The organism is Lachnoclostridium phytofermentans (assembly GCF_000733755.1).
GTDB lineage: Bacteria > Bacillota > Clostridia > Lachnospirales > Lachnospiraceae > Lachnoclostridium > Lachnoclostridium phytofermentans_A.
The window spans coordinates 285,033-306,100 of record NZ_JPOF01000002.1; the positions used below are offsets into that span (position 1 = coordinate 285,033).

The window sequence follows — 21,068 nt, forward strand, 5'->3', positions numbered from 1 at the left end:
TTCGTTCCTTTCTTATCTAATTTCAAAAATAGTAATAGCTTTTTTAATTCTATCATGCTTATAATCGATACCTAACCCTATAACTTCAGGTATATTTAATTGGCCATCCTTTAACTCGATTGCCCCATCCATAAGCTCTTTCGCGAGTTCAAGTCCATCCTTACTTTCTTGGTACTTACCAATGTTAGGTGTATATGAAGATAACAGTAAAATATAGACAAAACAAAATCCTGTTGAAACATGTGGTGTGATAGTTTTCCCAGCCAATTCTGCCATCCTCGCAATTTTTGTCGTTTTTATTAAACCACCAGTATATAGGATGTCGGGCTGAATTACATCGCAAGCATTTTGTTCAATTAACCATTTAAATCTGGTCATACTGGTTTCTTGCTCTCCGAACGCCAAAGGTATGCAAAGAGAATCCTTGGTAGCCTTTGTTGACCATAAATCATCGAATGGACAGGGTTCTTCATAAAAATATGCATTAATTTCTTCTAGTATTTTACCATATTCTACTGCTTTTTCTACATCATAGGATCCATTCCCATCCGCATGAATTATCATATCTTCCCCAAAGTACTCTCTTGTCTTATATATTAAAGTCTTACTACGCCCCTGCATAGAATCCTTATTATTACTCATACGACCACCAATTTTATACTTGATTGCTTTCGCTCCTGTCCTCTCTACTCGAGCTCTTAAAACCTCCAGTTCTTCCTCTGGTGTAGTATGTCGATTCCCACTTGCTACATAAATATCCGCTTTGCTATTGATTCTTTCACCGAAGAGTTCTCCTATTGAACTATTGGCAGCCTTGGCAAGCATATCTAAGATACTTAGTTCGAGGTATGCAATACAACAAAAATAAGGAATCCCTGCTAATTTATAGTTATTCTTATAAACATAAACCTCATCCAATAATTGTTCTAAATTTCTAGCATCCTTTCCTATAAAATAGGGTGCTATAAGTTTTTCCAATATTGGATATATAAATTGTACTCTGTCATTCGTAACTGATATTCCCTGCAAACCATCCGTTGCTGTAGTTCTAACAAAATACTCTCCATTACTGCATAGTAATTCGATACGTTCGATGATGATCGGATTCGTAACCCTTTGCAATTGTAATACCCTCGAATGAATCATATCGTTTAATTCTTTTGAACTCACCTCACGATATTCCAAAAAATCAGAATGCCTCTTATACATACCGTCTACCTCCTCTTAAAACTTAACCATAGAATCAACATTAACCGGCAATCCAGAAGAGATTGACTGATTGGCAGCTATTCCAGTTAGTATGGAACGTATTCCATCTACATGGTTCGCCGCTCTTTTATAAATATCCTGATTCTTTCCTGGACAGAATAAATCATCCAGCATTACAGGATCTCCACCTCCGTGCCCCCCCTCTTTCTTCTGAATCATAACCTCGTATGGCTCATCAAATAATGGAAATACTTTTACCTTATAATATTTGGTTGCACCTTCTTCGTTTTTATTACCACCTGCATTGATATAAGGTTTTTCAAGTGCAGTATATTCTATTCTCCCTTTCGAACCATTGAGAGCTACATTAAAGCCTTCCCAAGGCATATAACTATTTAGCGAATAAGAAAGCATCGCATTATTCTTATATCTTACTAAAACCGCCATTGTATCTTCAATGCTAATGTCATCACCGAAAACACTTCGATCACGAATATAACCACTGTCTTCTTCTGCATCTAAATACATCCCCTTTAATACAGGATTGCTATCCATATCTATTGCAAATGGATCACCTTTCGCTGCTTCATTACCATGGCATCTTGAATAGAAATTCTTAACTCCACGTTTTTCTGCGTTGTGACGTCCATAGAAGTTTAAGTCTCCAAAAGCAAATACTGTTTGTGGTTCTGTTCCCAGCCAGAAATTAACCAAATCAAAATGATGAGTAGCTTTATGTACTAATAATCCACCGCTATTTAATTTATTCCCATGCCACCTTCTATAATAATCAGCACCATGTTGCGTGTTAAGTAGCCATTCAAAATGGACCGAGTATACCTCACCAATGGTATCATTCATAATAAGTTCTCTTATTTTTGTATGATGTGGTGCATAACGATAATTAAATGCTACCCTAATGTTTCGCCCCGTTGCTTTTTGTACTTCTATTATTCTTTGTGCTTTTTTCTCATCGATAGTAATTGGTTTTTCTGTAATTACATCACATCCCAGTTCCATTGCGCGCATAATATATTCATCATGGGTTCTATCGATGCTTGTAACTATTACGATATCTGGTTTCTCTTTTTCAATCATTTCCTGAAAATCCAAATAACCATAGGTTGGAATGGCATCGCTTCCGAATTTTTCTTTAATCATACGATTTGCATAATTCATTCTTGTTTGACTTACATCACAAAACCCAACTAACTCACATGTTTCTTTATAGGTAGAACACAATGCTTCATAATACATTCTCGCCCTACCTCCAATACCTACTTGCGCATATCTGATTTTTTTCATAATAGCTCCTTTCTGATAGCATAAACTTATTTATTAACTTATATTGTTTTGTACCTTGTTTACTAGACGAAACTGTCCGGGTGTCATAAGCATGTATTTCTTAAATACCCTGATAAAATTCTGAGAGCTGTTGTACCCCATCAAAAAAGCAATCTCATTTACACTGATATCCGTAGTTAATAACATATCTTTACATCGTTCTAATTTCTTCTCTGTAACATATTCTGTAAATGTTTTATTAAAATTTTTCTTGAACATCCGACTTAAATAATTAGGATTATAATTAAACTTCATTGCGCACTCATCCAAAGATAAATCACTTTCAATATTGTTGTTGATATAATTAATTAATTGAGTAGATATATTGGCTTCATCCTCAGGCTGCTCAATCTGCTGAAAGAGTGGCATTAAAAAGTGTAACCATATGTGATTTTTGAGTACATCCACAGAGTCCAAAGAACTGCCAATATCAAACTCCACAATCTCTTTTATTTTGGTATAATCTAAAGCAACAAAATAATCATTACAATACTCCATAATATCCGTTAACAATTTATTGATCTCTAATTTCAACAGATAATAGTCCAGTTCCAGTAGATTTTGAAAATACTCATCCAATTTAATAAGTGCTTCTCTTTCGTCTGTTGCAATCACAGCATTTAATAATAGCATTCTTTTTTGTTTTAACTTGAATTCAACTGGTTTATGAGAACTTTCCTTATATTTCCCATAAAATATACAGCTTTCTAATTGATTCATAGTTCGGCGTAACATTTGATTGCTCTGATTAAATGCATTTGGGAACTCATTTAGATCATCAAATTCCATACTGACTCCAACATTGATTTGTCGATTCAAATATTGATTAGATGCTTCTATCATCATTTCACAGTTTTTTTTCAATTTAAGTTCTATCCCTTCGTTTGATACCGTTTTATGAAGATAGGTAACATAAAGAATATCGCCAATTTCAATGGGTGGAAAGATATCTTCTGTAGTTAATAGTTCTTCTATAATATTTCCAAGAGCAAACAGGAAAAGTTTTCGCTCTTTCCTATCCTCAATTTGTTCACAAAATTTCACTCCTATCACATACATCGTAATGTGGTTCTCCGTCTCCTTAATCAAGTCATAGTTCGTAAACATTCCTCTATCAATATCAATGATTTCACCTAAATAAAGGTTTGTTAAAAATTTCTTTTGCTCTGATTGCGCTTGGCTCGATATTATCTTTCGCATTTGTGCATTATCTGACAATAAATATCGAAGCTTCTTCGTAATATTTTTCTGTTCTGAGGAAGCTTTTTCACTTGAAAGCACATTCATATCAACGATTTCATTGATTTCATTGATTGGAGAGTACAATTTATTCGAATAAATAATAGAACATGTGATGCCAAATAATACCGCTCCTATTACACTAATAACAAGCATTCTTTTGATAAGTAAATATTCTCTATTGACATAAGAGGTTGTAATGATAGAAGTATAGCGCCAATCATTATAGTCTGATTCAGACATTGCCAAAGCATAGCTTTCATCTTCGAATACAACCTCCACCACTTCACCATGAAATAGTTGATTTTTCTTATCTGATACTGAATTGGTATAGGTTAAAATGGCATTGTCTTTCTCGTCTCCAAGAATTTTGCTGTTATCAGCATCCGTGATAATTATCGAATAACCCAAATCATTTTTATGTATTTTATCAAATAAAGTAGTTTTATTAATCTTAATAATCAGCATACCCTTTCCTGTAGTTACATTGATTGGTATTTGCTTAACAAAATATATGGCATCCTTTTCATCATACCAAAATGCAGATTTTTTCATATTCATAAAATCTTTCACTAATTTATTTGAGTTTGAAAGGTCAAGTGTTGTGAACTCGTCCATTGACATTATCCAATTATTAGTATTACTGACTAATATAATATCAGCTAATTGCAATTCTGGAGATTGCAGTAATTTCAACTCTTCACTAATCTTATTAAACTCTTGAAAATTTTTTGATTCTCTAGGTAAATCAAGAGATTGAATAAAAGTAGATTTAAGAATAGAACGATTAATGGAATACTCCAAGTTTTTAAACATACTCTCAATTTCATTTCTTATATTAGTAATGGAAGATTCCTGCATACTTCTTGTTGTTTCTTTCTCCATTTCAAGTATGCGCTTTACTGATAAAGAAAGTACAATGACTGGTATAATACTAATAATTAAAAGCATAAACAATATTTTTTTATAGTATTTGCTCTTAAAAAAATGATATTTCATAACTTTTCCTCCGCATGTAAATTATACTCCATTTGCTTACTGTAGATATTTGATAACTATATGTAGTCATGAACTTATCTTAATTATACCATACATCCTTTCTTATCCTAACCTTTAATTGATCCTGCCATTACACCCTTATCAAAGTATTTTTGCATGAATGGATAGCAAATTACGATTGGTAATGTTGCTATTACAATTACCGCCATCTTTACGCTTTGTGTGGGAATTACAAATTCTGCTCCCATTAAAGATTCATCACCTACACCACCCTGTGATAAAATGACAATTTGACGAAGTAATACCTGTATTGTCCATTTTTTTGAGTCATTTAAATATAATAATGCATTCATAAAGGTATTCCAGTGTCCAACCGCATAGAATAAGGTAAATGTTGCCAGTGCAGGCTTTGAAAGTGGTAAAATAATATTCGCTAAAAGTTTTATTTCACTACAACCATCAATCTTAGCTGCTTCAATAAGACTCTCCGGTACTTGTTGAAAAAAATTTTTCACTAAGATAAGATTAAAACTACTGATAGCAGTCGGAATAATCAAGGCAGCATAGGAATCAATTAAGCCTACCGCATCCACAATCAGATAGGTTGGTATCATACCACCACTAAATACTAACGTAATAGTAATGCCATACATTAAGTATTTGCGTCCTATCAGATTTGTTCTTGACAATGGATATGCCATTAATACCGTCATAAGTAGATTAACACATGTTCCTACAATCGTAACACCTATCGTTACAATCATACTTCTTGAAAGTGTATCCGTAGAAAAAATATATTTATAAGCATCCAAAACAGGAGCTTTCGGTATCAACAAGAAGCGATTCATAGTCAGTTCTTTTACTGATGCAAAGGAGCCGGCTACAATATATAAGATTGGAAATATAGTAACAAGTGCCACTATTATTAAGATTGTATATAATACGATATCAAATACTCTTTCACCTGGGGATTTGATAATTTTATTTTTTGACTTCATCCATCTATTTCCTCCTATAAAATTCCTTCTTCGCCTAATTTCTTCGCCAACCTGTCTGCTGCTATGACTAAAATCAGTCCTACAAGAGATTTGAACATTCCAACCGCAGTAGAGTAGCTTAGTTGTCCATTAGTTAACCCTATTCGATATACATAAGTATCAAATACATCTGATACACTTCGGTTCATCGCATTTTGCATGTTGAAAATTTGATCAAATCCGGATTCCATTATATTGCCCAAACGAAGAATTAACATCGTTATCACCGTTGGTTTTATCGCCGGTAACGTGATATACCATATTTGTTTTATTCGACTGGCACCATCAAGTCTTGCAGCCTCATACATGGATACATCAACTCCTGCCAATGCTGCTAAAAAAATTATTGTACCCCAACCTGTTTCCTTCCATATATTTTGTAAAATAATCATGGGTCGAAACATTGATGTACTAGCTAGAAAATTAACCTCCTTCAAACCTATACTCTTTAAAAATTCATTTATCAAACCTCCTTCTGTCGTAAATAAGGTATAGCTAACACCAACAACTACAACCCAGGATAGAAAGTGCGGTAGATATATTATACTTTGCACCGTATTTTTAAACCATTTTACACGCACCTCATTAATCAGTAATGCAAGCATAATAGGTGCCGGGAAGAAAAATACCAAATTCAATATAGACAATAATAAGGTATTGTATAATAATGTCCAGAAGGAACTTTCCGAAAAAAAACGTATAAAATGTTTAAATCCAACCCAATCACTGTTTAAGAAACCGAGAAACGGCTGATAGTCTTTAAACGCTGCGCTTAAGCCAAACATTGGACCATATTTAAATATAATATAATAAAGGACACCAGGGATAAGCATAAAGTATAACCACTTATCTCTTTTCATCTGCCTACGCATTCGTGTTCGAACAATTCTCTTCTCCTCTTTCGTTATAACATTCTTTGTTTCTTTCATTCATCACATCCTCCTTTATAATTATAAATTCATTCGGTACTGTCGACGTTCCCTCTTACAACTATAAGTCTAATTCTTTGAGAGTAATAACTCAATAATCATGTTTCTAGTTGTTTTGTGCACAAATAAGTGATAAAAATTCATATATTCCCACTTTATGAACACTTTCTTACTTTTCGATAGGTTTTGTTTTTAATCTCAAAATCAGGAAATTATCCAGTATCAGTGTATTTTAAACAAAACTTTTCATCATCAGTAGGTAGAAATATGTTCATTGCTTTATTGCAAATTATTTTTTACAATTAAAGTGTGATCACAACTAATATGAATGTTGATTATGGCTCAATTTACCAACAAGTTAAGAAGCTACTAATAATATTCATATTTGATTTTTGTTTCTCTATAATAATGTTCTTTTAATAAGTAGAAAAGATTGGGAGGATTATGCATGATACGAAAGAATAACAAGTTTTCCAAAAGAATGATTGCAACTGTACTTATTGCAATCTTCACATTCACAGGCTGTTCATCTAAGCCAAGTAAAACAGATTTACCTGTTTCACCTACTACAGCCCCAGGTTCAGAGAATGCCGGCGGAGCCTCCGACTCAAAACGGGAACCACTGGATACTATTTCTATGTTAGTCAATTACACCGGAGCAGAAGCGCCTAATGAGGATAGCGAAGTTATTAAAAAAATTCAAGAATATACTGGAACTAAGTTAGAAATCATCTGGGTACCACAATCTGCATATAGCGAGAAGCTAAATACGTTAATAGCCTCCAAAGCATTGCCGCAGATTACTGTAATTCGTGAAGTGAAGGCAGCTGGCATCGTGAACGCCGCACGCTCTGGGATGTTTTGGGATGTTTCATCCTATTTAAGTGATTATAACAATCTCGGAAACATTGATAATAACATATTGCGAAACGTTCAAATTGATGGTGGACAATACCTAATTCCTCGTGTCCGCGAAGTCGCACGCGAAGGGGCAGTCCTTCGTACTGATTGGCTTAATAACTTAGGGCTGAAAATGCCTACTACAATTGATGAATTGTATGAAGTACTAAAAGCATTTACATATGATGATCCTGATCAAAATGGAAAAAATGATACCATTGGTTTTTCCTTAAAGCACAATGCCTTACCTCGTTTTTCTACAATGTTAAGTGTGTTTATGGGTGGACCAAATACTTGGGGAATTGATTCTAATGGTCAAGTGGTTCCTGAATTCTATTTCGATACTTATACAGAAGCTTTAACTTGGTTTAGAAACGCTTATGCTGACGGGTTATTTAATCAAGATTTCCCTGTATGTAAAGATGAGATGCAAAACTTTAATTCTGGTGTTGCGGGAATGCTTTTCTTAGGTAATGTAGAAGATGCAGCAACTCGAGTAACCGACCTAAATGCTATTTTCCCTAATGCCACTACAGATATTTTCATGACATTAACAGATGGCGCAAGTGGTGAAAAACATCTCTCTGCACATACTGGCTATACAGGAGCACTAGCATTTCCAAAAACTGCTGTCAAATCCGAAGAGGAATTACTAGGTATTCTTGATTTCATTGAGAAACTAGGAGAACCAGAAATGGTAGACCTTTTCAATTGGGGTATCGAAGGCGAAACCTATACCCTTGTAGGAAACGCTGTAGAACAATCTAGCAGTCAAGCTGATACATTTGGCTCTAGGTTTAATGATTTTCGCCAGATAACTCCGTTCTATACTACAAGACATCTGGAAGCTGTAGGCCTTCCTGAATTAAACACTAAAATTACTACTATGATGAATGAGAACGTCCCATATGTCGTTCACAATGTGACTCTTCCTTACATCTCAGACACTTATGTAGAAAGTGGTGGAGAAATTGAAACACAAATTAATGATGCAAAGATTAAATACGTCATCGGTGAGATTGATTTGGATGGATGGAATCAAGCAATAGAATCTTGGAAAAAAGCTGGTGGTGAAAAGATGATTAAAGAATATACAGAACAATATAACGCAGATAATTAATCTAGAAAGACTCTTCCACTCTACATCCACCATATTATGGTGTAGAGAAGGAAGAGTCTATTTATTGAAAGGATGATACCTATGGCATTACTACATTGTGAACTTTATTCTAACTCGATCCGAATGGATACCAGTGTTAACATTATACTCCCTCAAGATAAGCATCCTATCAAAAAACAGTTGAAAACTCTCTATCTACTACATGGCAGATCTCAAAACTATTCGGCATGGACACGCTACACTCGTATTGAATATTATGCTGAGAAATATAATGTTGCTATCATTATGCCAGAAGCTAACCGAAGCTTTTATACCGATATGGAATATGGTGTAAGATACCACCAGTATCTTACGCAAGAATTACCAAGTTTATGTGAATCTATGTTTCAAATCAGCTCACTTCGTGAGGATACTTACATTGCAGGCTACTCCATGGGTGGTTATGGCGCATTAAAAGCAGCACTTTCCCATCCAAATCGATATTGTGGGTGTGCTGCATTTTCTAGCGTTACAGATATTGCACAACACCTTATAGAGCTCCCGGAGGAGAACCCTAAAAAGAATGAATTTCGTGGCATTTTTGGTACTCAACTACAGGCAGATGAAGAAGATGACTTATTTTTGCTCGCCAAAAACAATGTAACACTAAAACATAAACCTGAATTATTTCTAACTTGTGGACTTGAGGACCACCTTTACCCTGAAAACCTTAAATTCTATCAATATACTTCTTCTCTTCCGTACCAAATAAAGTTTGAAACATGGCACGGAATTCATGACTGGGAGTTTTGGGATTGCTCCATTCAAAAAGCACTGGAATATTTTTTTATTAAGGAGAATAACATATGATTATCGATTCCATAGAGAACATTGAAAATTACTTTAACTATTATAAACACTTTGAAGCCGGGGCACATCTTATCGAAGACTTAGAGGAATTCCCACTCGGTAGATACGAATTTGACGGTGGATACCTCATCATTCAAGAAGGTGTTACAAGTTCTATCGAGGATGGAGATTTTGAGATACATGACCTTTATTATGATGTCCATTTTATAATAGAAGGGAGTGAGTTTGTTGCTTGGACAGATTCAAGTTTTTTGCAACCGAGCGGAATCTACCAACCTGAAAATGACAAACGTTTCTATCATGGCGATGTAACAAACTTTTGTTGTATTACATCCGGTACATTCTACATTCTAAAAGAATCGGAAGCCCATAAAGCAGTTCGTCATATTGAATCTCCCCTTTCCTATAAAAAGATAGTAATGAAACTAAAACGATAAAACTTTTATCCTAATTTTTTCATATCAGTTATTCAACTACAGCTTTTAAGTATATACAAATTAAAATTATAAATTGTACCCTGCTATACGCACAGAAAAAAAAGAGAACCATGGCTATTGTCAATGGTTCTCTTTTCCTTATTCTTAAACTCCATCGTTTCATGCTGACCTCCAAGAGATAGATTTCAAGTACTCATTAAAAGCTATCATTTTGGACTTTTAGAAACAGACTATAAATTTTTCTTTGCCTTGTAAGCTAGGATTGCTGATATCGTTTTCGCATCTTGAATCGTACCGTCTAATATCATAGCAACCAGTTCCTCTAAGGTATACTCTTCCACCTCAACATATTCATCTTCATCAAGATGCTGCTTTGATGGTGTTAACTCCTCTGTATAATAAATACTAATTAATTCATTACAAAATGCTACTGTAGTATAAAGATCAATTAGATGCTCCGCTTTTTCAGTACAATATCCCGTCTCCTCTTCCAGTTCTCTCATCGCAGCTAATTTACGATCTTCTCCACGATTTAAGCCACCTGCAGGTATTTCTAACGTATATCGTTCTGGAGCATTGCGGTATTGACGAACCATGATAATCTTACCTTCTGAATTCACCGGAACAATCGCAGAAGCTCCTTTATGATCGATATAATCCCACTCTGCTTCTCTTCCGTCTGGTAATTTCATAGTATCGGTATAAACATCAACAATTCTTCCTTTATGCTCTAATCTACGATTTATTCTCTGATAGTCCATAGAATCCTCCAATTTTTCGCATAGTATTTTCCTTTTAGTTTTTTCAATAATTAATAAGAACAAAACTTAGAATAAAAATGCATGTTATTTCATTATACCAGGGCATGTATAAAGGATTCTATACGATCTAATCCCTTTTCTATCAATTCTATTGAAACTGCATACGACAAACGAATATGGTCATCAAATCCAAAATCTGCACAAGGTATTACCGCTACATTATAATCCTCGATCAAGATAGATGCAAGTCTTGCCACGGATTCTATTTTTTCCCCCTGATAAGATAATGCTAAAACATCACTCACATCGATAAACAGATAAAAGGCTCCCTGTGGTAAATTTGCATGGAGATGAGGTATCTTTTGAACTCTCTCATACATATAAATACGGCGGCGGTCAAATTCCCTTCGCATTCTTTCCACTGTATCTTGTGGTCCTTTCATTGCCTCTAATGCTGCTTTTTGCGCAATCGAATTAGGATTCGATGTTTGGTGGGATTGAATGCTACTCATAAGCTTAGCAATCTCTTTGCTAGAAGCTGTATAACCGATTCTCCATCCAGTCATTGCATAACTTTTCGCTACTCCACTGCAAGTAATCGTCCTTTGATATATCTCTTCTCCCAAACTCGCGATACTGACAAATTCATTATCGCCATATACCAGATTTTCATACATTTCATCTGAAATCACGTAGATGTCTTTTTCAACAACTACCTTTGCTATTTCTTCTAATTCCTCTCTGGTATAAATCATGCCGGTTGGATTGTTGGGTGAATTCAAAATCAAGGCTTTCGTCTTTTTTGTACAGGCATCTTTAATTTGCTTTGCGGTGACTTTATATCCCTGTTCTCTTCCTCCTCTTATGTAGACTGGAACACCATCACTTAGTCGAACAATCTCTGGATAACTTAACCAATAAGGTGCTGGGATGATAACCTCATCCCCTGGATTTAAAATTGCTTCAAATATATTCGTTAGTGAGTGCTTCCCTCCATTACTGACTACAATCTGGGATGGTTCATATGTAATATGATTAACTTTCCTGAATTTATCACAAATCGCCTTTTTCAAATCTGGAATTCCAGAGGCATCCGTGTATTTCGTAAATCCTTCCTGAATGGCTTTGATTGCTGCTTCATTTATATTATCTGGTGTGTTAAAATCAGGCTCTCCTGCACCAAATCCTACCACATCGATTCCTTTTGCCTTTAATTCCTTCGCTTTTGCTGTTATTGCTAGCGTAGAGGACGGTTTCACTGCTTGCGCTTTTCTTGATAATGTTAGTGCCATAGACTTCTCTCCTACGAATCATGATTTTCGTTATACTAAAAATATTGCTTTATTGTATACACGAATTATTTTATACATTATAATGTAGAATTTTCCTGTTTGCAAGTGTTTTATCACTTCTATTTTTCATACTTAGATAATTCGGATTAGATACTTAAGATATTACGGATTAGAAGCTTGAGATATTCAGTTGAGATACTTGAGATATTCTGATTAGTTACTTAAGATATTACGGTTCCGCTTTTTTTGAACTGAATTAGCAAAGATTTGGTCTCTTTTTTTCTAAAAAACAAACCGCTTGAGTGTGATTTTTCAAGCGGTTTATCCTAATATTAAAAAAATTAAATACTAATTCAATGATTTCCTTTCAAACTAAAGATGCTATAAGTATTTCCTTATATTCTTATTTTCTAAATAAACAAAAGAAGACTGAATGCCATGACTGCCATCCCAGCAATTAGTCCATAAATAGCAAGATGATGCTCTCCATACTCTCTTGCAGAAGGAAGTAATTCATCGAGACTAATATATACCATGATACCGGCAACAGAAGCAAAGATAAATCCAAATACAGCATCGTTAAAAAATCTGGATAAGAGTAGATAACCGATTAAAGCACCAACAGGTTCAGATAATCCAGATAAGAAGGATAATTTAAATGCTTTTTTTCTACTTCCTGTTGCATAATAAATTGGTACTGCCACAGCAATTCCTTCTGGAATGTTATGTATCGCAATGGCTAGGGCAATTGGTACTCCTAGACTTGGATCACTAATCGCAGCGGTAAAAGTTGCTAGCCCTTCTGGAAAATTATGAATAGCGATAGCTAAGGCGGTAAATAGCCCCATTCTCATTAAATTGGATTTATGTGCCTCACTTTTTCCGTCCATCTCTTCCACTGTATGTATTTCATGAGGATTTTCAGTTGAAGGTATGAGTTTATCAATTACTGCTATCACTAAGATACCAAAAAAGAATCCACCTACAGTAGCCCAAGTGCCTCCTTTTACCCCCAGAACAGATATTAAAGCATCCTTAGCCTTAACAAATATTTCTACAAAAGAAACATAGATCATTACACCAGCGGAAAAACCCAAAGCAATTGATAAAAATTTTGTACTTGTTTTTTTAGTTAGTAATGAAAGTGCACTACCAATTCCAGTGGAAAGCCCAGCAAAAAGGGTTAGGAAAAAGGCAAATAGCACACTAGATAAATCCATAGAATTTCTCCTTTCACATATGTAGTATTTATATTTATTATATGTGAGATCTTTTATATTTCAAGTACTTCTATTTAATTTCATAAACTAGTAGCTCCCGTCACTTACCTCTTCACTGTTAAACTTTTGCCTATTAACTGCTATCTTCAAATAGAGAGTAGTATATGCATTCGATCGAAAGATACTAAAAATTATTGTATCATTCTTAACTGAGTGAAATAAGCTGGATAGGTAATAGAGTGATGCTTTTTGTTAGATAATGAAACTAAAATTCAGATTATTCGACATTACAATACACATTAGGACCTCTTATTTCATACGATAATTATGGAAGTTACTTTTTCCCAAATATATCTATATAGGAGTGGAGTTTATGAGTAGTTACAATAATGAGAATTTCAACTATCACCAAAGAAAACAGACGCATGATCATGAAGTACAAGGTAGCGTAATAATAGCAGAGCGAGAAGAAGACCCACATAACCATCGGTTTGCTACTGTTTCTGGGCAAGTTATCAGGGCTGTTAGAGATCATTTTCATCTTGTAAAATTTAGAACTGATTTCTACGAAGATCATTTTCATGAATTCTGTGGAAAAACATCTGGTGCAATTCCTGTGGGTGGGAATCGGCATGTTCATTTTCTAGAATCTGTAACAACAGTAAACGATTGTCACCAGCACAATTTCAGAGTTGCTACCTTAATTGAAAATCCTATTGGTGAAGAATGCTAGGATCCTAATTTCCTAAATGAAACACCATGTCAAAATACGTTAACCTATCGTATGGGACGTGGTGTTTCATAAACAAGAAAAAGCATGCTTCGCGAACTTTTCCTTGTCATGAATAAAAAAATGAGGCTGCTTAAGTGCTTAAACATACTGCATTTAAGCACCTTTCACAACCTCATATTCATTACATTTTTATTTCGCGTAATCTGTAACCCTTGACTCACGAATTACGTTCACTTTGATCATGCCCGGATATTCTAATTCGGACTCAATCTTCTTTGATAAGTCACGAGCGAGTAATACCATATCGTCATCGGTAACCTGATCTGGTACCACCATAACGCGTACTTCTCGTCCTGCTTGAATAGCAAATGACTTATCGACCCCTTTAAAGCCGTTGGTAATATCTTCTAACTGTTTCAAACGGTTAGTATATGTTTCCAATGTTTCTCTACGAGCACCAGGTCTTGCAGCTGAAATTGTATCAGCAGCTTGAACGATACAGGCAATTAAGGACTGGAATTCCACATCGCCGTGATGTGCTTCCACAGCATTGATTACAATTGGAGATTCTTTATATTTTCTACATAAATCAACACCAATCTGAACATGCGTTCCTTCCATTTCATGATCCACTGATTTTCCAATATCGTGCAATAAACCTGCACGCTTTGCTATACGTACATCAACACCGATTTCTCCGGCTAATAAACCGGATAAAATAGCCACTTCGATGGAATGCTTCAATGCATTCTGACCATAGCTTGTTCTAAATTTCATCTTACCTAAAAGTCTAACAAGTTCCGGATGAATGCCATGAACACCAACTTCTAAAGTTGCTGCCTCACCTTCTTCACGAATCATCGTTTCCACTTCTTTTTGAGCTTTTTCTACCATCTCTTCGATTCTTGCTGGATGAATACGTCCATCTACTATTAACTTCTCAAGAGCAATTCTAGCAACCTCTCTTCGAATTGGATCAAAGCCTGAAAGAATGACTGCTTCCGGAGTATCATCAATGATTAAGTCGACACCAGTTAAGGTCTCTAAAGTACGAATATTACGTCCTTCTCTACCAATGATTCTACCCTTCATCTCATCATTTGGAAGCTGAACAACTGATATCGTTGTCTCAGCTACATGGTCTGCAGCACACTTCTGAATTGCAGTAACAACATAATCTTTTGCCTTTTTCTCAGCTTCTTCTTTTGCCCTGCTTTCTAATTCTTTAATTAGTACAGCAGTTTCATGTTTCACTTCATCTTCGACAGTTTTAATAAGATATTCCTTTGCTTGTTCGGAGGTCAGTCCAGAAATCTTCTCTAACTCGGCTACTTGCTTCTGATGGGATTCTTCCACCTCAACACGGAGTCTATCAAGTTCCTGCTCCTTAGCTACGAGTTTCGCTTCCTTCTTTTCCAGTGCTTCCGTTTTTCTGTCAAGTGTTTCTTCCTTCGTTAACACACGTTTTTCATAACGCTGTAACTCAGCTCTACGTTCTTTCGTCTCTCTCTCGAGCTCATTTTTCGTCCTTAATGACTCTTCCTTCGCTTCGAGTAGAGCCTCTCTTTTCTTAGTTTCCGCCGTTTTTAAAGCTTCATCTATGATTTCTCTTGCTTTTTCCTCTGCACTACCAATTTTGCCTTCTACAACTTTTTTGTAGTAACTAATAGCAGATTTCCAAGCAATCAGAGCAACTATGACCGCAGTAATCACACAAGCAATTACTATTTGAACTACTGGCACAGGAGCACCTCCTTTATTTAGTTTTCATTGTACATGTATACAACATATAAATTTTATACTGTTTTTATATTTATGTCAAGTACACATTGGAAAATTTTATGCATTTTGTTGAATATTTTCGCAAAATGTTGAAATTGTTCATATATAAAGCACATTATATTGATTTGAATGAATTAAGACATTTCTAGCCTTCTATCATTTCACCCATATAATAAAAACCTTTGCACTCTGCTAATTTAACATTAACAATACTGCCAATTAACTCTTTCGCTCCCTTAAAATGCACGAGAACATTGTTACTTAGTCTTCCAGTCATTAAACTATTGTCCTGCTCATTTACTTCTTCCACAAGAACTTCTGCAATTTTTCCTTCATCTTCTTTGACAATCTTTGAAGATGTCTCCCCAATTGTTGCTAAAAGGCGCTGGAAACGTTCTTTTGCTACTTCTTCCGGAACCTGGTTTTCCATAGTTGCTGCCGGAGTTCCGCTTCGTTTACTATAGATAAAAGTATATGCACTATCATAACCAACTTTACGTACCACATCTAAAGTTTCCCTAAAATCTTCTTCGGTTTCTCCAGGGAATCCTACAATAATATCCGTAGTTAAAGAGATGTTTGGCATCGCTTTCTTAATACGGTCTACTAAGTTAAGATAGTCCTCCTTCGTATATTTACGATTCATCTTCTTTAAGAGCTCTGTACTTCCTGACTGTACTGGTAAATGAAGATGATTACAGATTTTCTTACTATTTTTCATCACTTCAATTACATCATCTGATAAATCCTTGGGATGTGGAGTCATAAAACGAATACGCTTAAGGCCCTCCACCTGCTCTACCATTTGAAGTAGCTGTGCAAAGGAAACTTGATTCTCGAGTGTCTTTCCATAAGAATTTACATTCTGACCTAAAAGCATAACCTCAACAACTCCCTTTGATACAAGTTGTTTTATCTCTTTAATGATGTCTTCTGGATTTCTGCTACGTTCTCTACCACGTACATAAGGGACGATACAATAGCTACAAAAATTATTGCACCCATACATAATATTGACACCAGCTTTGAACTTATACTTTTGCTCACTAGGAAGTTCTTCGACAATCTTATCTGTTTCTTTCCAAATGTCGATTACCATCTTCTTTGTCGAATGTCTCTCATAGATAAGCTCTGCTAACTTAAAGATATTATGAGTACCGAAGACGATATCAACAAAACGGTAGCTCTTCTTTATTTTCTCAACTACATGAGACTCCTGCATCATACAACCGCAAAGCGCTATTCTCATGTGCGGATTCTTTTTCTTTAAATTTCCTAGAAAACCAATACGACCGTATACTCTAGTGTTCGCATTTTCACGTACAGTACAGGTGTTATAGACAACAAAATCAGCCTCTTCAGAATCTGTTTCCACATATCCAATCGTTTCTAAGATACCAGCTAGCTTCTCTGAGTCTTTGGCATTCATTTGACAACCAAATGTCTGTACATTAAACGTAAGAGGACGTCCTAACTCGTCTGCTGCCTTCTTAACCTCTGCTTTACATAATGCCATGTAATAGTACTGACGCTCTGGTTCCTTCTCTGGAACTAAACCAGACAAGTCAATCAAATCTATATCATTGTTTAAGTTATCTAATTCACTCATTATTATCCTCCATACTAATACCTGTTTCATTCAATATAATATTGTGCTAATGTTGATATCGCACAAATTAAAGTTTTCAATATTCAAAAGTTAGCTAAAATCTACATTCCAATCACTTTTGTTCTATTCTCATGTACCATTGTATTTTACGAGAAATACTCCTTGTTTGCAAGTGGAAATACAAAACATAAAAATTGAACGGAAGAATCATTCACAGTAACATTGCAACTCATGATAAATAAGATCGTGAACATAAAAAACTGAATATTCCTTCCGTAAGCACTTAAGCTACTTGGAATATCCAGTTTCTTTCACAATAACTTAGTAGATCTTAATTCGTAATATCTTTTTTTCTTATGGCCTTATTTGCCCATTGCCGAATACAACATATTTTGTTGAGGTTAAGGCTTCTAAGCCCATAGGGCCTCTGGCGTGGAGCTTTTGTGTACTGATTCCAATTTCTGCACCAAGCCCAAATACTTCACCATCTGTAAATCTTGTGGATGCATTCACATAAACTGCAGCTGCATCTATTTCTTCTAAAAATCTCATTGCATTATTATAGTCAGCTGTGATAATGCTCTCAGAATGACCTGTATTATAATGATTGATGTGAGCAATGGCTTCCTCAAGATTCTTTACCACCTTAACAGAAATCAATGGATCCAAATACTCCGTTGCAAAGTCTTCTTCTGTTGCTGCTTCCATCTGAGGACAGATAGCCCTAGACCTTTCATCTGCACGAAATACAATTTGCTTATCAGTTAATCTTTGATAAATTTGTGGTAAAAACTTTTCTACTATTTTTTCATGAATCACAAGAGATTCACAAGCATTACAAACTCCCATACGCTGAGTTTTTGCATTCTCTATAATATCTAGTGCCATAGTAAAATCTGCTGACTCATCAACATAGATATGGCAATTACCTGTTCCAGTCTCAATTACTGGAACTGTACTATTTTCAATCACTGTCTTTATTAGCCCTGCTCCGCCTCTAGGAATTAGTACATCTATGTACTCATTCAATTTCATTAGCTTTGTAGCAGTTTCTCTACTGGTATCCTCAAGTAACTGAACTGCATTTTCATTAATACCGGTTTCCTTAAGAGCTTCCTTTAGTACTTTTACAATGGAAAGGTTGGAATGAATTGCGTCACTTCCTCCTCTTAGTACAACCGCATTTCCTGCTTTAAAGCAAAGACCAAATGCATCGGAAGTTACATTAGGTCTGGATTCATAAATGATTCCAATAACCCCGATTGATACACGACGTTTTAATATCTGAAGGCCATTAGGTCGAATCTCTGAAGATAGAACTTCACCGATAGGATCTTTTAAGGAAACAACTTGGCGTAATCCATCAGCCATTTGCTCTATACGATTTGAATTCAAACGTAAACGGTCAATTAAGGATTCCTTCATCTGATTCTTCTCCGCATTTTCAATATCAAGCGAATTCGCTGCGAGAATTTCCTTCTGATGTGTAATCAACGCTTTTGCACATGCTAACAATCCTTCATTTTTTTTCGTCTGACCAAGGTGACTTAGCTCACTGGCTGCTGCCTTTGCGTTAGCACCAATCACTAATAAATCCTCCATACTGATACCTCCTTCTAATCTACCTTACATTCCATATTTCTTTATATTATAGTCTACCTTATACTCTAATCTACCTTACATTTTATTTTGCCTTACATTCCATCATTCGTTTCTCTGTAACAATTCTATGCACCGGGATATCAAATTGTTCAGCTTGTAACACATCCTCTACTTGAAAATCATAGGCTAGGGCAACTCGATTAAGATTTTTATTTGGATGATTGATGAAATATCTATCATAATATCCACCACCATATCCAATTCGATTCCCCATTTCATCAAATACTAGACCCGGAACAATCATTATCTGCTTTCGTTCATTCTGCATTTGCCCGGTGATTCTAGGTTCCGGTTCTAGAATGCCTAAAGTTCCAGGTGATAGTTCAGCAATACTATTAATTTGATAAAATTCCATGCATTCTTTATCTATAACTTTTGGTACATACACTCGCTTCCCAGAAAGTAGAGCACTTGTTATTAGTCCGATGGTATCGACTTCATTACCAAAGGATACATAAGTAAATAAGTCCTCAGCCATCATATAATCGGGAAGTCTTAATAATCGTTCAAGAATATCCGAACACTTTACCTGAACCTCTTCCCTTGATAACTGATCTCTTTTGGCTCTATTCTGTTTTCTCAGTGTGTATTTATCTATCATTTTTAATGTTTATCCTTCTTTGCTAAGTCTGTTACCGTTCCATCTGGATTTAATAATGAGATATTGTTAAGCGTTCCACGCATATTTTGACGAATCGCAGCGATATATTCCTGACGAAGTTTTTGTTGTTCCGCCTTTTCTTCTTCTGTCAGTCCTTCTGCTTGTGATTTGTGGTATAACTCATTTATTCTTGCTATTTTTAAATCATCCATATAAATTCTTACTCCTGATTCTTTTCCTTATTTGTTACTGTTTTTATTCATTATACAAATACTATTACTGATTTTAAATTGAAACTTCATTTGCTAATCCTCAATTTTAATTATCTGTCTCTTATATTTTTCGCTATAAACTCTCAATCCCCTAGAACTCCTACTCACCAGCCGGATATTGGTTTGTCGAAAGATAATCTATCATATGAAAATCTTGGTTTTTATGTGCTCTAAATAATGTTCCCACATTCTTTCCTTCCAGTATATGACGGATTACACTTAAATCTTCACCATTTGCTACTACCATATCTGCACCAGCATCTGTTGCAATCCGTGCTGCTGATATTTTAGTACTCATGCCGCCAGTTCCAACATTAGAACCAGCTCCTTTTCCCATCTTTAAGATATTCTCGTCAATCACTTCAACGGTATCAATAAAAGTAGCATCTGGATTACTTCTAGGATCATCACTATATAGCCCATCAATATCTGAGAGAAGAATTAATAAATCAGCGTCAACTAATGCTGCAACGACGGCTGATAGTGTATCATTATCACCGAATTCCACTTCGTCAGTCGTAACTGTATCGTTTTCATTAACAATAGGAACAATACCAAGCTTTAATAGTTCATGAAAGGTACGCTGAGCATTTTCCCTACTATTATCATTGATCATAGTATACTTTGTCATCAGTATCTGGGCTGTTATCTGATTATATTCTGCAAATAACTTCTGGTATACCATCATTAGCCGTGCTTGACCTACCGCCGCACATGCTTGTTTTAGCGCTAATTCATTTGGTTTTTCCATCAATCCAATGGATTTCCTACCAACAGCAATTGCACCAGAGGATACAAGAATTACCTCTTTCCCTTGGTTTGAAAGATCCGTAAGGATACGAACCAATTTTTCCATCTTTGATAAATTAAGGTTGCCGGTCTCCTGATGTGTTAAGGAGGAAGAACCTATTTTGATAACTATTCTCTGCTTGTGCGTTAGCATCTCTCTCATGTTAAACTAATCCCCTTTCTGACAGGGAGCCGTAACTTAGCTTCCTATATAAGTGTGAATACCCTTTTTTCCACACTTTCCTTTAAACTGTGCACAATTTTTGCACCTTTATCGATGTATT

Annotated in this window: 18 protein-coding genes; 4 read left to right on the top strand and 14 right to left on the bottom strand. The window is 35.4% G+C overall.

The genetic code is table 11. From position 1 onward, the window contains the following. Window positions 1–12: 12 nt before the first annotated feature. The 5 genes from CC92_RS0103860 to CC92_RS0103880 all read right to left on the bottom strand — a co-directional run bounded on the left by CC92_RS0103860 (window position 13) and on the right by CC92_RS0103880 (window position 6,757). The gene (locus tag CC92_RS0103860) at window positions 13–1,209 is read right to left on the bottom strand and encodes a mandelate racemase/muconate lactonizing enzyme family protein (RefSeq protein WP_051650853.1); all 1,197 of its coding nucleotides are present in this window, start codon (window positions 1,207–1,209) and stop codon (window positions 13–15) included. Window positions 1,210–1,224: 15 nt separating this feature from the next. After that, a complete protein-coding gene (locus CC92_RS0103865) occupies window positions 1,225–2,514 on the bottom strand; it encodes a Gfo/Idh/MocA family protein (protein ID WP_029504361.1) in 1,290 nt (429 codons plus the stop codon). A 33-nt stretch (window positions 2,515–2,547) separates the two neighbouring features. Continuing rightward, complete coding sequence (locus CC92_RS0103870) at window positions 2,548–4,791, bottom strand: helix-turn-helix transcriptional regulator (protein ID WP_029504360.1); 2,244 nt, start codon at window positions 4,789–4,791, stop codon at window positions 2,548–2,550. Between the two features lie 107 nt (window positions 4,792–4,898). Next, window positions 4,899–5,789, bottom strand: coding sequence for a carbohydrate ABC transporter permease (locus CC92_RS0103875; protein WP_051650852.1), 891 nt, complete (start codon window positions 5,787–5,789; stop codon window positions 4,899–4,901). Between the two features lie 14 nt (window positions 5,790–5,803). Next, window positions 5,804–6,757 carry an ABC transporter permease gene (locus CC92_RS0103880; protein ID WP_029504358.1) on the bottom strand — a complete coding sequence of 318 codons (954 nt, stop codon included), beginning with the start codon at window positions 6,755–6,757 and terminating at the stop codon, window positions 5,804–5,806. Between the two features lie 448 nt (window positions 6,758–7,205). Between CC92_RS0103880 and CC92_RS0103885 the strand changes: the two genes are divergently transcribed. From CC92_RS0103885 to CC92_RS0103895, 3 genes are all read left to right on the top strand, one after another. Next, on the top strand, window positions 7,206–8,777 hold the full coding sequence (locus CC92_RS0103885) for an extracellular solute-binding protein (protein WP_029504357.1): 1,572 nt from the start codon (window positions 7,206–7,208) through the stop codon (window positions 8,775–8,777). A gap of 81 nt (window positions 8,778–8,858) precedes the next feature. Then, the gene (locus tag CC92_RS0103890) at window positions 8,859–9,626 is read left to right on the top strand and encodes an alpha/beta hydrolase (protein ID WP_029504355.1); all 768 of its coding nucleotides are present in this window, start codon (window positions 8,859–8,861) and stop codon (window positions 9,624–9,626) included. Continuing rightward, complete coding sequence (locus CC92_RS0103895) at window positions 9,623–10,063, top strand: YhcH/YjgK/YiaL family protein (protein ID WP_029504354.1); 441 nt, start codon at window positions 9,623–9,625, stop codon at window positions 10,061–10,063. Before CC92_RS0103890 ends, CC92_RS0103895 begins: the two co-directional genes overlap by 4 nt. A 230-nt stretch (window positions 10,064–10,293) precedes the next feature. On the opposite strand, the gene CC92_RS0103905 is transcribed toward CC92_RS0103895, so the two are convergent. From CC92_RS0103905 to zupT, 3 genes are all read right to left on the bottom strand, one after another. Then, window positions 10,294–10,824, bottom strand: a complete 531-nt coding sequence (locus tag CC92_RS0103905; protein ID WP_029504353.1) for an NUDIX hydrolase — start codon at window positions 10,822–10,824, stop codon at window positions 10,294–10,296. 92 nt (window positions 10,825–10,916) lie between these two features. Further along, entirely contained in the window at window positions 10,917–12,116 is a 1,200-nt protein-coding gene (locus CC92_RS0103910; RefSeq protein ID WP_029504352.1) for a pyridoxal phosphate-dependent aminotransferase, read from the bottom strand. A gap of 410 nt (window positions 12,117–12,526) precedes the next feature. Next, entirely contained in the window at window positions 12,527–13,336 is an 810-nt protein-coding gene (gene zupT / locus CC92_RS0103915) for a zinc transporter ZupT (RefSeq protein WP_029504351.1), read from the bottom strand. A 373-nt stretch (window positions 13,337–13,709) separates the two neighbouring features. Between zupT and CC92_RS0103920 the strand changes: the two genes are divergently transcribed. After that, window positions 13,710–14,069 (top strand): YmaF family protein, encoded by a 360-nt coding sequence (locus tag CC92_RS0103920; protein WP_029504350.1) that lies wholly within the window; start codon window positions 13,710–13,712, stop codon window positions 14,067–14,069. Between the two features lie 189 nt (window positions 14,070–14,258). On the opposite strand, the gene rny is transcribed toward CC92_RS0103920, so the two are convergent. The 6 genes from rny to proB form a co-directional block, all read right to left on the bottom strand. Next, window positions 14,259–15,812, bottom strand: a complete 1,554-nt coding sequence (gene rny / locus CC92_RS0103925; protein ID WP_029504349.1) for a ribonuclease Y — start codon at window positions 15,810–15,812, stop codon at window positions 14,259–14,261. Window positions 15,813–15,996: 184 nt separating this feature from the next. Continuing rightward, the gene (gene miaB, locus CC92_RS0103930; protein WP_029504348.1) at window positions 15,997–17,460 is read right to left on the bottom strand and encodes a tRNA (N6-isopentenyl adenosine(37)-C2)-methylthiotransferase MiaB; all 1,464 of its coding nucleotides are present in this window, start codon (window positions 17,458–17,460) and stop codon (window positions 15,997–15,999) included. Window positions 17,461–17,814: 354 nt separating this feature from the next. Beyond that, on the bottom strand, window positions 17,815–19,062 hold the full coding sequence (locus CC92_RS0103935; RefSeq protein ID WP_029504346.1) for a glutamate-5-semialdehyde dehydrogenase: 1,248 nt from the start codon (window positions 19,060–19,062) through the stop codon (window positions 17,815–17,817). 82 nt (window positions 19,063–19,144) lie between these two features. Continuing rightward, the gene (locus CC92_RS0103940) at window positions 19,145–19,723 is read right to left on the bottom strand and encodes a 5-formyltetrahydrofolate cyclo-ligase (protein WP_029504345.1); all 579 of its coding nucleotides are present in this window, start codon (window positions 19,721–19,723) and stop codon (window positions 19,145–19,147) included. Window positions 19,724–19,725: 2 nt separating this feature from the next. Beyond that, complete coding sequence (locus CC92_RS0103945; protein WP_029504343.1) at window positions 19,726–19,935, bottom strand: DUF896 domain-containing protein; 210 nt, start codon at window positions 19,933–19,935, stop codon at window positions 19,726–19,728. A gap of 160 nt (window positions 19,936–20,095) precedes the next feature. Continuing rightward, a complete protein-coding gene (proB, locus tag CC92_RS0103950) occupies window positions 20,096–20,947 on the bottom strand; it encodes a glutamate 5-kinase (protein ID WP_029504342.1) in 852 nt (283 codons plus the stop codon). Window positions 20,948–21,068: the final 121 nt, after the last annotated feature.

Excerpts from the sequence above, each read along its gene's own strand:
- CC92_RS0103890 (WP_029504355.1), top strand. The coding sequence starts at position 8,859 with ATGGCATTACTACATTGTGAACTTTATTCTAACTCGATCCGAATGGAT.
- CC92_RS0103905 (WP_029504353.1), bottom strand. The coding sequence starts at position 10,824 with ATGGACTATCAGAGAATAAATCGTAGATTAGAGCATAAAGGAAGAATT.
- miaB (WP_029504348.1), bottom strand. The coding sequence starts at position 17,460 with ATGAGTGAATTAGATAACTTAAACAATGATATAGATTTGATTGACTTG.
- CC92_RS0103875 (WP_051650852.1), bottom strand. The coding sequence starts at position 5,789 with ATGAAGTCAAAAAATAAAATTATCAAATCCCCAGGTGAAAGAGTATTT.
- CC92_RS0103860 (WP_051650853.1), bottom strand. The coding sequence starts at position 1,209 with ATGTATAAGAGGCATTCTGATTTTTTGGAATATCGTGAGGTGAGTTCA.
- CC92_RS0103920 (WP_029504350.1), top strand. The coding sequence starts at position 13,710 with ATGAGTAGTTACAATAATGAGAATTTCAACTATCACCAAAGAAAACAG.
- proB (WP_029504342.1), bottom strand. The coding sequence starts at position 20,947 with ATGAGAGAGATGCTAACGCACAAGCAGAGAATAGTTATCAAAATAGGT.
- zupT (WP_029504351.1), bottom strand. The coding sequence starts at position 13,336 with ATGGATTTATCTAGTGTGCTATTTGCCTTTTTCCTAACCCTTTTTGCT.
- CC92_RS0103885 (WP_029504357.1), top strand. The coding sequence starts at position 7,206 with ATGATACGAAAGAATAACAAGTTTTCCAAAAGAATGATTGCAACTGTA.
- CC92_RS0103865 (WP_029504361.1), bottom strand. The coding sequence starts at position 2,514 with ATGAAAAAAATCAGATATGCGCAAGTAGGTATTGGAGGTAGGGCGAGA.
- CC92_RS0103880 (WP_029504358.1), bottom strand. The coding sequence starts at position 6,757 with ATGAAAGAAACAAAGAATGTTATAACGAAAGAGGAGAAGAGAATTGTT.
- CC92_RS0103945 (WP_029504343.1), bottom strand. The coding sequence starts at position 19,935 with ATGGATGATTTAAAAATAGCAAGAATAAATGAGTTATACCACAAATCA.
- CC92_RS0103910 (WP_029504352.1), bottom strand. The coding sequence starts at position 12,116 with ATGGCACTAACATTATCAAGAAAAGCGCAAGCAGTGAAACCGTCCTCT.
- CC92_RS0103895 (WP_029504354.1), top strand. The coding sequence starts at position 9,623 with ATGATTATCGATTCCATAGAGAACATTGAAAATTACTTTAACTATTAT.
- CC92_RS0103940 (WP_029504345.1), bottom strand. The coding sequence starts at position 19,723 with ATGATAGATAAATACACACTGAGAAAACAGAATAGAGCCAAAAGAGAT.
- CC92_RS0103870 (WP_029504360.1), bottom strand. The coding sequence starts at position 4,791 with ATGAAATATCATTTTTTTAAGAGCAAATACTATAAAAAAATATTGTTT.
- CC92_RS0103935 (WP_029504346.1), bottom strand. The coding sequence starts at position 19,062 with ATGGAGGATTTATTAGTGATTGGTGCTAACGCAAAGGCAGCAGCCAGT.